The 13,981-nt window shown below is 33.1% G+C and carries 13 protein-coding genes; 8 read left to right on the top strand and 5 right to left on the bottom strand.

Annotated elements, in window-relative coordinates; all coding sequences use genetic code 11:
* Positions 1-340 precede the first annotated feature (340 nt).
* Positions 341-631: an HU family DNA-binding protein gene (locus ACODSB_RS00510; RefSeq protein ID WP_007805026.1), complete on the bottom strand. Its 291-nt coding sequence runs from the start codon at positions 629-631 to the stop codon at positions 341-343.
* A gap of 139 nt (positions 632-770) precedes the next feature.
* Here ACODSB_RS00510 and mutY point away from each other — a divergent pair, with 139 nt between their 5' ends.
* The 4 genes from mutY to gldD are packed head-to-tail and all read left to right on the top strand — an operon-like array spanning position 771 to position 4,174.
* Positions 771-1,817 carry an A/G-specific adenine glycosylase gene (mutY, locus tag ACODSB_RS00505; RefSeq protein ID WP_488935620.1) on the top strand — a complete coding sequence of 349 codons (1,047 nt, stop codon included), beginning with the start codon at positions 771-773 and terminating at the stop codon, positions 1,815-1,817.
* A 36-nt stretch (positions 1,818-1,853) separates the two neighbouring features.
* Positions 1,854-2,294 carry a single-stranded DNA-binding protein gene (locus tag ACODSB_RS00500; RefSeq protein WP_053470127.1) on the top strand — a complete coding sequence of 147 codons (441 nt, stop codon included), beginning with the start codon at positions 1,854-1,856 and terminating at the stop codon, positions 2,292-2,294.
* A gap of 23 nt (positions 2,295-2,317) precedes the next feature.
* The gene (locus tag ACODSB_RS00495) at positions 2,318-3,613 is read left to right on the top strand and encodes a gliding motility-associated protein GldE (protein ID WP_488935619.1); all 1,296 of its coding nucleotides are present in this window, start codon (positions 2,318-2,320) and stop codon (positions 3,611-3,613) included.
* Positions 3,614-4,174, top strand: a complete 561-nt coding sequence (gene gldD / locus ACODSB_RS00490) for a gliding motility lipoprotein GldD (protein ID WP_053470129.1) — start codon at positions 3,614-3,616, stop codon at positions 4,172-4,174.
* Positions 4,175-4,232: 58 nt separating this feature from the next.
* On the opposite strand, the gene ACODSB_RS00485 is transcribed toward gldD, so the two are convergent.
* On the bottom strand, positions 4,233-4,610 hold the full coding sequence (locus ACODSB_RS00485; RefSeq protein ID WP_488935618.1) for a heavy-metal-associated domain-containing protein: 378 nt from the start codon (positions 4,608-4,610) through the stop codon (positions 4,233-4,235).
* Between the two features lie 101 nt (positions 4,611-4,711).
* Between ACODSB_RS00485 and ACODSB_RS00480 the strand changes: the two genes are divergently transcribed.
* Complete coding sequence (locus ACODSB_RS00480; RefSeq protein ID WP_488935617.1) at positions 4,712-5,578, top strand: DMT family transporter; 867 nt, start codon at positions 4,712-4,714, stop codon at positions 5,576-5,578.
* Positions 5,579-5,909: 331 nt separating this feature from the next.
* A complete protein-coding gene (locus ACODSB_RS00475; RefSeq protein WP_256637463.1) occupies positions 5,910-6,143 on the top strand; it encodes a hypothetical protein in 234 nt (77 codons plus the stop codon).
* A gap of 330 nt (positions 6,144-6,473) precedes the next feature.
* Here ACODSB_RS00475 and ACODSB_RS00470 read toward each other — a convergent pair whose 3' ends face one another.
* Both ACODSB_RS00470 and ACODSB_RS00465 read right to left on the bottom strand, forming a co-directional pair.
* Positions 6,474-8,522 (bottom strand): M16 family metallopeptidase, encoded by a 2,049-nt coding sequence (locus ACODSB_RS00470; RefSeq protein WP_488935616.1) that lies wholly within the window; start codon positions 8,520-8,522, stop codon positions 6,474-6,476.
* A gap of 12 nt (positions 8,523-8,534) precedes the next feature.
* Positions 8,535-9,857, bottom strand: a complete 1,323-nt coding sequence (locus tag ACODSB_RS00465) for a M16 family metallopeptidase (RefSeq protein WP_232676269.1) — start codon at positions 9,855-9,857, stop codon at positions 8,535-8,537.
* 276 nt (positions 9,858-10,133) lie between these two features.
* Between ACODSB_RS00465 and rplU the strand changes: the two genes are divergently transcribed.
* Together rplU and rpmA are read left to right on the top strand one after the other, a co-directional pair.
* Complete coding sequence (gene rplU / locus ACODSB_RS00460) at positions 10,134-10,574, top strand: 50S ribosomal protein L21 (protein ID WP_053472561.1); 441 nt, start codon at positions 10,134-10,136, stop codon at positions 10,572-10,574.
* Positions 10,575-10,598: 24 nt separating this feature from the next.
* Positions 10,599-10,859, top strand: coding sequence for a 50S ribosomal protein L27 (gene rpmA / locus ACODSB_RS00455; protein ID WP_012023622.1), 261 nt, complete (start codon positions 10,599-10,601; stop codon positions 10,857-10,859).
* 359 nt (positions 10,860-11,218) lie between these two features.
* Here the strand turns inward: rpmA and ACODSB_RS00450 are convergent, their stop codons facing one another.
* Positions 11,219-13,975 (bottom strand): AsmA family protein, encoded by a 2,757-nt coding sequence (locus tag ACODSB_RS00450; RefSeq protein WP_488935615.1) that lies wholly within the window; start codon positions 13,973-13,975, stop codon positions 11,219-11,221.
* Between the last annotated feature and the right edge of the window lie 6 nt (positions 13,976-13,981).

The following is a 13,981-nucleotide window of genomic DNA, read 5'->3' as shown; positions in this document are numbered from 1 at the left end:
TCTAAAATCTAAGATCTAAAATCTTATCTACAGATGGATTAAACAATATTTTAACAGGTATTGAACCCGGGAGGGAAAGTTAAATTTCAATTTTTAAATTCCAAACTCCAATTAAATCAATATTGATTTCTTAATTTTTGGATTTTGGATTTTCTTTTTTGGAATTTTTGAAATTTCCCAAATTTCAATGAACGTTTAAAAAGAAAAAAGTAGTTTAAAACTACTTTTTCTTTTTGTGACGGTTAGCTCTCGCTCTTTTCTTACGTTTGTGAGTAGCTACCTTATGTCTCTTTCTTTTTTTACCACTTGGCATATCGTGTCAGATTTATGTTAATTAATATTATTTTGCTTCGTTGTTAGTTTTAACTCCTTCTACAAATACTTTTGCAGGTTTAAACGCAGGGATGTTGTGTGCTGGAATTTTGATTGTAGTGTTTTTTGAGATGTTTCTACCAGTTTTTTCAGCTCTGGTTTTTACAATAAAACTACCAAAACCTCTTAGGTAAACATTGTCTCCTGTTTCTAAAGAAGTTTTTACTTCTTCCATAAAAGTTTCTACTGTTGCTTGAACATCTCCTTTTTCAAGACCTAATTTCTCTGAAATTTTCGCTACGATATCTGCTTTCGTCATTTTCTTTCCTATTTTATTTATAAATGGTGTACTATTTTTTTGAGTTTGCAAATATAGGAATTAAAAAAATAATTAATCAAGCTAATTCGTTAAATTTTAATTACATAAACATTTACTTTTGTATTTTAAGGATTTAACGATGAATTTTCATAACACGCTGATAAAATGGTATTTACAAAACAAACGTGATCTTCCATGGCGAAAAACGGCCGATCCGTACCAAATTTGGCTCTCAGAAATTATGCTGCAGCAAACAAGAGTCGCGCAAGGAATGCCTTACTTTTTTGCATTTACAGCGGAATTTCCTACAGTTTTTGATCTCGCAAATGCATCCGAAGAACAAGTTTTAAAACTTTGGCAGGGACTTGGATATTATTCACGAGCAAGAAATCTTCATAAAACAGCAAAATACGTCGCAGAGGATCTAAACGGAAGTTTTCCTCCTTCATATAAAGAACTTTTAAATTTAAAAGGAGTAGGCGAATATACTGCCGCAGCTATTGCATCTTTCTCCTATAATGAAGCTGTTCCGGTTGTAGACGGAAATGTATTTCGTGTACTTTCCCGTTATTTTGATATTGAAACAGATATTGCACAGCCTGCAGCAAAAAAAGAATTTACAAAACTGGCTTATGAATTAATGCCAAAAGATAACCCGGCAATCTTCAATCAGGCGATAATGGAATTTGGTGCATTGCAATGTGTTCCGAAAAGTCCGAATTGTTCTGTTTGTGTTTTTAACGACAGCTGTTTAGCGCTGCAAAAAAAGAAAGTTGATTCTCTACCTGTAAAATCTAAAAAAGTAAAAGTGACAAACCGTTTCTTTAATTATCTTGTTTTAGAAGATATATTAGGAAACACTATCATTCAAAAAAGAACGGCAAAAGGAATCTGGCATAACTTATATGAGTTTCCTCTTTTTGAAACAAGTGAAATTGCAGGTTTTAATACTGTTTCAGAAATAGCACAAAATGACCTGTTTTCTTCCTATACTATATTAAGTATAGAAGAATGTGCTGAAGCGACCGTAATACATAAGCTTTCGCACCAGCATCTTCATATCCAATTTTGGAAAATAAAAATTAATGAAGTCCTCCAAAACGGAATTGATTTGAAAACTTTAAAAAGTTTTCCTTTTCCAATTGTTATATATAATTTTATAGAAAAGCAAGAAATAAATTGCTAAAAAAATGTATCTTTGGTAGAAATACCACTATTAATTATGAATGGAACATTAAATAAGGTTATGCTTATTGGTCATTTAGGCGATGATGTAAAAATGCATTATTTTGATGGAGGGAACTGTATTGGACGCTTTCAGCTTGCTACTAATGAAGTTTATATTAACAAAACGACCAATGAAAAAATAACATCTACAGAATGGCATAATTTGGTTGTTCGTAATAAAGCCGCCGAAATTTGCGAAAAATACCTATCTAAAGGGGATAAAATATATGTTGAAGGCCGTATCAAATCCAGACAGTGGCAGGCTGAAGATGGTACGACAAAATATACAACAGAAATTCAGGTTACAGAATTTACTTTTCTGACTACCAAAAAAGAAACGGGAAATCATAGGCCAAACCACGATCAGGAATCCGCAAAAAACACTAACTTTGATGCGCCAAACGAAGGCTTGCCCATTAATGATCTGCCTTTTTGATTGTTTAACTAATCTTATGTAATTTGGACCCGGAGCCCAGTTTATTATTTACTACAATTTTAGACACCAATTTAATAATTGGTTTTGTCGGAATATTTATTTTGCTGTTTCTTTCAGCAATTGTTTCAGGTGCCGAAGTTGCACTTTTTTCTTTGTCCCAAAAAGATATTGACGACACACTTCAGGAAAACCTATCAAAGGGAAAAATTATTTCTGATCTTTTAGATAAACCCAAAAAACTTTTAGCGACCTTATTAGTAGCCAATAACTTTTTAAATATTGGAGTCGTTATCCTGTTCTCTTTCATTGGCAGGAATATTTTTGCAGGTGTTGAATCACCTGTTTTAAAGTTTATTTTAGAAGTAGTTCTCGTTACTTTCCTTATCTTATTATTTGCAGAAGTTTTGCCCAAGGTTTACGCCAGCCGAAACAATATAAAATTTGCCAAACGTTTTGCTTATTCCATTTCAATTTTAGATAAATTACTATCGCCAATAAGCTTACCTATGCGCAGTGTTACTTTATATTTGCACAATAAATTAGGAAAACAAAAAAACAGCTTTTCAATAAATCAGCTTTCTCAGGCTTTAGAATTGACAGATTCTGAAGGAACATCAACAGAAGAGCAAAAAATATTAGAAGGAATTGTTTCTTTTGGGAATACAGATACAAAGCAGGTTATGAGTCCGAGGATTGATATATTTGCATTGGAAATTACAGAACCATTTTCGGCTATTTATCCTAAAATAATCGAGAAAGGATTTTCGAGAATTCCCATTTATCGAGATAATATTGACCAGATAGAAGGCGTTTTGTTTGTTAAGGATTTATTGCCGCATATTGACAAAAAAAGTTTTGACTGGGCATCCTTAATAAGAGAAGCATTTTTTGTTCCCGAAAATAAAAAACTGGATAATCTGTTAAAGGATTTTCAAAGCCTTAAAAGTCACTTGGCAATTGTGGTTGATGAATATGGCGGAACTTCCGGATTAGTTTCTTTAGAAGATATAATCGAAGAAATAGTAGGGGATATAAGCGATGAATTTGATGATGAAAATTTAAATTTCTCTCAAATCGATGAAAAGAATTTTCTTTTTGAAGGAAAAATAAATCTTAAAGATTTTTATAGAATTGTCGATGTCGACGAAGATCTATTTGAATCTCATAAAGGCGAAGCCGAAACGCTGGCCGGATTTATTTTAGAAATCCTGGGGAATTTCCCTAAAAAAGATCAAAAAATAGCTTTTGAAAACTGTGTTTTTACAATAGAAACCGTTGATAAAAAGCGTGTAAAACAAATAAAAGTAACAATAGAATAAATGTTTAAAAGAATAATTTCGGTCGCGGTAATTTTGCTCACATTAACAGTTGTAAGCTGTAAAGACGACGTTTTGCCAAAACCTGCAAGTTTCCTTAGATTAGATTATCCAGAAGCCAAATATGTCAATTTTGAAAATAATTGTCCGTTTGCTTTCCAGATGAATGAAGATGCGATTATTAAAGGTGAAAAAGACTGCGGATTTGCAATAACATATCCAAAAATGAAAGCGACGATTTATTTAACTTATAAACCTGTTCACGGCGATATTGAAAAGCTTTTAAAAGATGCCCAAAAATTGACTTACGAACACGTTATTAAAGCCGATGATATTTTAGAACAACCGTATTTAAACACAGAAAAGAAAGTTTACGGAATGTTTTATCAAGTGGATGGAAACGCGGCTACAAACTCCCAATTTTACGTTACAGACAGTACAAAACATTTTATAACAGGATCTGTATATTTTTATGCAAAACCAAATTTTGATTCTGTAATGCCGGCCGCGAGTTATATCAAAAATGATATGCAGCGATTGATGGAAACATTAAAATGGAAATAAAGAAATAATAAAAACGGCGTTCATTTGAACGCCGTTTTTGTATTTATAAACTTTAAACTTACGATTTAAAATTCGAAACTTTATATGTTTTTCCGTCTCCGGTTTCCTGAACAACTTTCGTCAGTGATTCAGAATTTTGAACCGTTTTATCGAAAGTAACAGTCGCTAATTTTTTATCAAAATCAACAGTTGCTTTTTCTACACCTTCTAAATTAGATAATTCCGTTTCGATAGTTTTGGCGCATCCAACCGCACAAGTCATTCCTTCAATATTAAAACTTGCTGTTTGTACGTTTCCGGCAGCAATTGGTTTATGTTCTTTTGGAGTAGATTTTTCAGCATTTATTACTGCTAAACTTTTATCTTCTTCTTTTTTACAGCTTACGAATACTAAACCAGCAATTGCTAATGAAGCTATGATTTTTGTGAATCTCATATTATAAGAATTTAATTTACTAATAATGTTCTTTGCAAAATTACTAAAAATGAAGAGGCTAATTCGTAAAAATAGTACAAATTTGCAGTAAAATACTTTTTATGGATGCAAAACAGTTAAAGTGGGCTTACTTGTTAGTATTGTCCTTAATTTGGGGAAGTTCTTTTATTTTAATCAAAAGAGGATTAGTTGGTTTAACCGCAATTCAGGTTGGATCTTTCCGAATTATTTTTGCAGCTCTTTTTTTATTGATTGTCGGTTTTAAAAGTTTAAAGAAGATATCGCGCTCTCAGTGGAAATTTGTTGCTTTAACTTCTTTTTTTGGCACTTTTACTCCAGCTTTTCTTTTTGCAATTGCAGAGACCGAAGTTGACAGCTCAATTGTAGCCATTTTAAATTCGCTTACGCCTTTAAATACTTTAGTTTTAGGAATACTTATTTTCGGAATTCAATTTCAAAAACGACAAGTTTTAGGAGTTTTTATTGGTTTAATTGGATGTTTGCTTTTGGTTTTAAGCGGAGCATCGGCACATCCTGGACAAAACTACTATTATGTGGGACTGGTTGTAATTGCAACTCTTTGTTATGCAATAAATGTTAATTTGATTAAAAGATATCTTCCTGATTTAAATTCGGTAAGCATTACAACAGGAAATTTTGCCGTTTTATTAATTCCGGCTTTGATTATTTTGAGCACAACAGATATTTCTCAAAAACTTACTTTTGAAGCAACACAGCATTCTATTTTCTTTGTAATGATTTTGGGTATTTTAGGAACCGGAATTGCCAATGTTTTGTTCTTTAAATTGATTCAGATTTCGTCTCCGGTTTTTGCAACTTCGGTTACTTATTTAATTCCTATTGTTGCTTTTTTCTGGGGATTATTAGATAATGAAATGCTTACTCCAATTCAGTTTTTCGGTGCTTTTATTATTTTGATTGGGGTTTATTTATCGGCTAAAAAGTAATTTTACTTTTTCATATTCGTAAAGTTTGTCATTTCGACCGAAGGGAGAAATCTTCGTAAGAAACTCGACAAAGATTATCGATTCAGTTTGCGGAGCTACTTGTGGAGATTTCTCCCTTCGGTCGAAATGACAAAGTTTGAGTAAATACATAATTTGTAGTAATTTTCTTTTATTTTTTAATATATTTGAAGTTCCTATAAATGTCAAATATATGAACTCAAAGAAATTTTTGCCCGTGTGGTATGGTGGCGGTATTGGAAACAACCGTAACGCTTTTGACGGCGTAGGACACCTTAGCTATGCGGGTTTTTACTTCCTAATCGTCAAAATTATGAACACAAACGCCCTTTCAAAAGAAACAGAATTGAGATTAAATCATTTTTTCAACAATTCAATCGATCCTAAACTTATGGCAAAAACCATTCGAAAAGTAAATTATATACTTGCCTTAAGTATAATGCGGGATTGCGAAACAATGGAAACCGAAAAAATGAATCTTCAGGATGGTTTTTATTGGCTGAATGAATTAGCCGAAATTCTGAACCCTTATCTGGATGTTGAATGATCAAAACAAGAAAGGCTGTCGTAATTGACGGCCTTTCTTGTTTTTAAAGTGCTGCACCTTGAGCGAAGTCAAAGGGTGTGCCAATTGGAACGGGGCTTCGACTTCGCTCAGCCTGACAAAGCTATGCCAATGTCTGGTAAATTATTTATATGTCACCCTGAGCGAAGTCGAAGGGCGAAAAGAACGTCGACTTCGATTGGCCTGACAAACTTTGTGGTTATTGCTAAAAAAAGCTTTGTCAAAGTTATAAACTTTGACAAAGCTCTCAAAAAACTTATTTTAAAGACTCAGAAAGAACCTTAGTCCCTCTGAATGCAACTTTGAACCTTCCTAAAGAAAATCTGCATCAGAAACTCCCTCATTAATCTTGATATCTGTCATTTTGATATCTAATTCAAAACCTACATTTTGAACCAAATTAAAAGGAACTTTTACACCTTTTACTTCTCTGTAATCGTTGAAGTTTGTGATTTGTGTAACCGATTTTCCGTCTTGTTCACGAATTTTCGATTTTGCTACTTTCAATCCCGATTTTACATCATAATAATGAGTCGTGTTGCCGTCTTTTATAGCATAAGCGTCGCTTCCGTTAATTGGTTCAATGCTGTCTACTTTAAGATCTGTTCTTTTTACTAATTGTAATTCTTCAAAAGGAGCGGCGTTTGCTTTCATTTCTTTAAGATCATCGCCTTCAAGGTTTTTACGTTTTCCTTGCTGCTCGATGTAAGCACCTTTATCATTTACAACCTGTTTCATCAAATTCATAGTTCCCATAGAAAGTGAAATCATCATTTTTCCTTTAGAATCCAGTTTTGAAGTAAAAGTCAGCGGAGCCGGAGCTTGCGGAACTTTTGTTGTTCCGTCCATATAAAGAGTTTTTACAGCAGATACGGCTTTTTCTCCGCCAATAGCTTTTATGTAATTTTCGAAAACTGTTTTTGCTGTAATTCCTGTTGGAGCTTCTTTTTTAACAGCTGGTTTTTCAATTGGATTTCCGTATTTATCAAAATAATAAATCGGAATTTGAAGTTTTTCTAAACCAGGAATCACATCAGAACCTTTCCCAACAACAACAATTCGCATGTTGTCAAGTAAAAAGTATTTGTTTGCTACACGATAAATATCATCAGCAGTTACGTTTGTAATCGTCTGAATGTATTTTTCGTAGAAATCAGCCGGAAGTTTTTCTGTTTCAATGTTTAAAGCATAACGCGCCACAGCCTGAGGTTTTTCTACCTGCATTACAAAGCGGCCAATATATCCTGCTTTTACATTTCTTAAAACTTCTGGATCAACTCTCTCAGTACGAACTCTTTTAATTTCTTTTATAAACTGAACCACAGCACTGTCTGTAACGGCATTACGAACCGCAGACGAAGCTTTGAATTTAGTTACATATTTTCCGCTTCCAATGCTTGAATTTGCGCCATAAGTCCACGCGTGTTGTTCACGTAAATTCATGTTTAAATAACTGTTGAAATCGCCTCCTAAAATTTGATTTGCAATTACAGCAGGGAAAAAATCAGGATCGCTCATTTTTAAATTTATAGTATTTACCAGCGAAATCTCTGACTGAACTGCATTTGGAACATCTACAAAATCAATTTGAAGTTTAGAGGCATTTTCAGGATTTGGATACGTATTTTTTGGAGCAGCTTGTTTTTTCCATCCGCCAAAAAGTTTTTCTACAGCAGTTTTAGTTTCTTTAAACTTAACATCTCCAATAATAACTAAATAAGCATTTTCAGGTACAAAATAAGTAGCGTAATTTTTTTGAACGTCTTCAAGCGTTACATTCTTTACAGTTTCTTCAGAAAGGTATTCACCGTTAGGATGATTTTTTCCAAAAGCTAAAACATCTACAACACGATTTGCAATTGCCGGAACGCTTTTTTCATCGGCTTTAAGCCCTTCCAGTAATTTTGCTTTTTCCTTGTCAAATTCAGTCTGTGTGAAATTTGGCTGTAAAGCACCTTCGGCTAAAAGTTCTAAAACACGTCCTGAATATTTAGATAATGAACTTGCAAAAGCACCTTGTGATGTAAAATTGATGTTTGCACCGTAGAAATCAATTTCTTCATTAAAAGCTTCTTTCGCAGTTTTTTTGGTTCCATTACCAATTAAACTGCTGGTTAATTCGTCAACACCTTTTTTATTTCCTTCAGTAAAAGGAGCGTTGTCCAGCGTAAGGTTAAAACTTACTCTTGGTAATTTATGGTTTTCGACAACCAGAACTTTCATACCGTTTGCCAAAACAAAGGTTTGAGGTTTTTTAATATTAACTACAGGCGGGTTTCCTGGTTTTGGTTGTGGACGATCTTGTGCTTGCATAATTCCAGTTAGGAATAAAATGATTAAAAATGTATGTAGATTTTTCATGATTCGATATTCTTAGTTCTGAGATTTTGGGGTAGGAATGTAATCTAAAATTAATCTCTGATTAGGGTTTAGATACTTCTTGGCTACTTCTCTAATTTCTTCTCTCGTAATAGAATGGTAAATATCAATTTCGGTATTAATTAAATTTACGTCTCCGTAAAGTAAATAATATGAAGCCAGATTTTCTGCAATTCCTTCTACGCTTGCATTTGCATTCACGAAATTGTTATCGAATTTGTTTTGTAATTTTTCGTAATCTTTCTCAGAAATCAAATCGGTTTGAAGTTTTACGATTTCTTCATCCATTTCTTTTAAAATATCGGCTGTAGTATTTGGCGCCATTGGCAATCCATACAATATATAGGTTCCGTAATCTTCCTGACTAAAACCAACAGCACCAATTTGAAGTGCCATTTTTTTATCGTCGACAATTTTTTTGTACAATTTAGAGCTTTTTCCGTCGCTTAAATACGATGAAATTAAATCTAAAACTCTGGCGTCTCTGGTTTTCATAGACGGCGTTCTGTACGAAGCCACAACCATCGGAATCTGAATATTCGGATCTTCGTAAGTTGCTTTAATGGTTTGCGTAATTGGTTCTTCAGTATAAGTTTGTTTTTTAACATCTTCACCTTTTGGGATTGGTCCAAAATATTTCTGAACCCATTCTTTGGCTTTTGTTTTATCAAAATCTCCTGCAATTACTAAAACCGCATTATTTGGCGTATAGAATTTTTTATTGAAGGCCTGAAATTCTTCCAAAGTTGCAGCATCCAAATCTTTCATAGAACCAATTGTAGTCCAGCGATACGGATGATTTTTGAACATATTCTTTTTAACCTCCGGAAGAATATTTCCGTAAGGCTGATTGTCGTAACGCATTCTTTTTTCTTCTTTTACAACCTCATTTTGCGTGTCAACTCCAATTTTATTGATAATTGGGTGCATCAATCTTTCAGATTCCATCCATAAACCTAATTCTAAATTGTTTGATGGAAAAACTTCATAATAATACGTCCTGTCGTCAGACGTGTTGGCGTTGTTGACTCCGCCATTTGCGGTAACGATTTTCATCCATTCGCCGCGTTTTATATTTTGAGTTCCTTCAAATAATAAATGTTCAAAGAAATGTGCAAAACCTGTACGATCCGGACGTTCGTCTTTTGAACCCACATGATACATTACAGAAGTAATAACTACAGGTGCCGAAGGATCGTTATGCAGAATAACATGCATGCCGTTATCTAAATTGTATTCTTCAAAAGCCACCTTTTGAGCATGAGCTACTCCGCCAAGCATTAGTGCTGCACTTAACATCATTATTGAATTTTTCATAAAGATTAATAAAATTTATATTACCTGTAAAATGGCAGGCAGCCAAGAATTGATCATAGTTGCATCAAAAATAACTTTTTTTAATTATCATTTACGGGTTTATCTTTGTTTTGATTGCAATTTAACAATCTTTTACCTCTAATTGAGAATTAAATTCTTTTAAAAAGCCTTGAAAAACAACGATTAAACGGCTTAAAATATTTTTAGTATAAGAGATTGCACAGTAAATTATTAGTTGTATATTTGCAACCTTAAAAATCAATAAATCAATTTGGTATGTATGCAATCGTAGAGATAGCAGGGCAACAATTTAAAGTAAGCAAAGACTTAAAGGTTTATGTTCACCGTTTAGCTAATGAAGAAGGTTCAAAAGTTTCTTTTGACAAAGTTCTTTTATTAGATGATAACGGAAATGTAACTTTAGGCGCCCCAGCTATAGAAGGTGCTTCAGTAGAAGCTAAAGTGTTACAACACTTAAAAGGTGATAAAGTTATCGTTTTCAAAAAGAAAAGAAGAAAAGGATACAAAAAAAGAAATGGTCACAGACAATATCTTACACAAATTGTAATTGAAGGTATTACTGCAGCAGGAGGAACTAAAAAAGCAGCAGCTAAAAAAGCGGTTGTAGCAGAAGAAGCAGCTACTGAAGAAGTAGAAGCTCCTAAAGTGAAAAAAGCAGCAGCTCCTAAAGCGAAAAAAGAAGCTACTAAAGAATAATAACAATATTTAAACTCATACGTCATGGCTCACAAGAAAGGTGTCGGTAGTTCGAAGAATGGTAGAGAATCAGAATCAAAACGTTTAGGCGTTAAGATTTATGGTGGACAAGCTGCTATTGCTGGGAACATCATCGTTAGACAAAGAGGTTCAAAACACAATCCAGGTGAAAATGTTTACATTAGTAAAGATCACACACTACACGCAAGAGTAGCTGGAGTTGTTAAGTTCCAAAAGAAAAGAGATAACAAATCTTATGTTTCTATTATTCCTTTCGAGGCATAATTAATAAAGATTTACTTTTTATAAAAAACCCGTTCTGAAAAGATCGGGTTTTTTATTTTTGTTATTTTTTAAGATAAAGTAACCACAATCTTGTCATTTCGACGTATGGAGAAATCGCACTAGTATTTCGACAAAGATTGGTCCTTGCGAGGAACGAAGCAATCTCACGTGCTAAATCAATTGTGGGGTCATTGTTAGTGCGGTTGCTTCGTTCCTTGCAATGACCAAAGATTGCGAGAACAAAATCGTAAAAAAAACCTTTGTCAAAGTTTTAAACTTTGACAAAGGTCTATAAGATTTATTCTAAGCAATAAGCCAGTAACAATTGGAATTTGGAATTTAAAAAATTGGAATTTATTTTATTCAGTATCCTTAGTTTCCTCCAAATCCTCAGTTTTACGTCCCACTTTTACTTTAGGATTATCCTGAGTTCCGGTAACAGTTAACGGAATTCCGAATATTCCCAATGGAGGTAATCCTAAACGCATTTTTAAATTCAGTTTTCCGTCTAAGCTTGTTGTTCCTTCAATTCTTGGTCTAAAGCCTGCAAACTTAAATTTAAAGCGTTCTACGGTCATGATATTATTCTTGATCGTACTTTTGATGTCTACTTTTGAAACATCTGGATTTTTCATCGATTCAGAACTGGTTTGTTTGCTTACGGCATTAAACATTTTCAATCCTCGTACTTTTACATCTTTTACAGAAAGTACTCCACCGCCAACAAGCGAAGGATAAACCGGTTCCATATTTCCGTTTAATCGTCCTTTTAATTGATAATCTAACGAAACAATTCCCTGCGCTTTTTCGGCAGCGCTTGCCATTTTTCTAAAAACCTCAATTTCGTTATATGCTCTTTTAATATCAAAATCTGATGCTTTTATGGCGTAATCAAAGTTTGCTTTTTGTGGCGTTACCGCTTGATAATTCGCATTCATGGCAACCTTACAGCCAATTAAATCAAATCCGGTATTCTGCATCGTCAATTTACCTTTGTTCATGGTTAAATGACCCGTTGCATTTTGAAGGTTTAATTTGTCGAAATTTACTTTTTGGGCATTGGCTAATAATTGTAAATTCAGGTTTGTTGGAATAATAATAACACCAGTTTGTGCAGCTTGGGTTTTTGTTTCCGGTTTTGGAGCTGAGTTTTTGGTTACAGAAGCATTTGCAGATGTATTCGACATAAATTCATCAACATTAATATATCGTGCCGAAACATTAAAAGAACCTTTTAAAACGCCTGTATTTGTTGTAGCATAATTAAATACATTCTGCAGATAACCGTTCATTTTAAAATCAGATTGTCCGTATGCTGCCGTGAAATTATTAAACGACATTTTATCCTGATTGATTTTGAAAATTCCTTCTTTTATAATGAACTTTTTAGGCAGATATTCAGATGCAATGCCAATGTTTCTCAACTCAAGCGTTCCTTTGTTGTATAATTTGCTGTAATTCCCTTTTTCGGCATCGCTTTGTTTTCCTTTCAAAACCAAATCGGCTTTTACGAAACCATCCAAATCCAGTCCTTTTTGAGAAAATACTTTATAGATTCTGTTTACATCCAGTTCTCCTTTTGCTTTAATATCGTAAGTCAAATCATTAAAATCAGTTAAGTCAGCTTCTACAAAAACAGGTTTTCCTTCAAAAGTAAATTGAGCCGGTTTTAGCTTTATTTTTAAATCGTCAAAAGTTCCTTTTTGATTGTCGATTTTAGATTTTATCGTAATATTAGTGATCGGGTTTGGATAATATTTTGTTTTCACATATCCATTTTCTAAATCAAAAACACCTTTTGTAACAGGGAAAAGTTTATTTTTTTGATCAAATTTTCCATTCGCCTGAATATCTCCTGCTAAAGAACCTTTTAATTCAACATCTGGAATTCCCAGTGCTTTTGTTAGTTTGCTAAGGTCGATTTTAGCTTTAAAATCGGCATTGATTTCTGGCGTGTTGGCACCTTTTACAAAGAATTTCGATTTTATATAATCCTTGTTAATGTTTAAGGATAAGTTTTTAGCATCAACAGTTAAAAGATCCGGATTTAAAGACGGAACTTTTGTTTTAACTTCAAGATTTAAATTAGAAACCGGAAATGCGCTTTTGTCATAATTCACAAATCCGTTGTCGATTTTAACATCAAGGTTTAAATCCGGAGCAATATTTTGCGAAGTAATATAATCACCTTTTAAAGTAAAAAGTAAAGTCGTATTTCCTTTTAATTCTGTTTTAGAAAGCCATGTAATGTACTTTGGCGGAAAAGCTGTAAATACATCGTACAAATCGCTATTGTCAGATTTAATTACAAAATCCATATTGTACCCATCTTTTAAAATGTCAAATTTCCCTTTAAAATCGACCAAAAGCTGATTGATTTTTAAGTTATTCTGCTGGAAGAAAAAAGATAAAGAGTTGATGTTTACTTTGGTAATTAAATCGGCATCAATTTTTTTATTCATTAAATATGGTTCATCTTCATAAATGATATTTAACTTTTCAATTTTTGCTTTTGAAGACAAATCGAAAACGGCTTTGTTTAAATCGCCTTTTCCTAAATAATTAAATCCTAAGGCATCAAAATGAACTTTTGTTGATTTGTCATCATAGATAATTTTACTGTTTAAAATCTCAATTCTTTCCAGTTTTAAGGCAGTATCTGTGCTGTCTTTTGTTTCTGTGGCTTTGGCTTGCGACTTATAAATGTTGTAATTCGCTTCTCCGTTTGGATTAACTTTTACATTGATAAACGAATCCTGTAAATATATCTGATCAATTTTTACCGATTTACTAAAAATCAAACTGGCTACATTTATTCCAAAAGAAACCTCTTTTGCTGTAATGAATTTTTCGTTTTTATATGGCGCTGAACCATTAAGACTTAAATTGTCTAAGGTTAAGGTCAGCGACGGAAAATGACGAAAAAACGAAACCGAAACATCAGAATAATTCAATTCTGCGCTTAGTCTTTCGTTAGCTGTTTTTTTGATCTGTTCTTTTATCTGATCCTCAAAAACGATTGGCGTTAAAAATAATAGTGCTAAAATAACAGCGAAAGTTATCCCTAAATACTTCGCAATTTTGAATACGATTGATCTGGATTTACTTTTTTGCATAGCAAT

The sequence above is a fragment of the Flavobacterium sp. FG68 genome, assembly GCF_057808895.1.
Note: the sequence above shows the minus strand (reverse complement) of the source record. Positions and strands in the feature narration are given on the sequence as shown.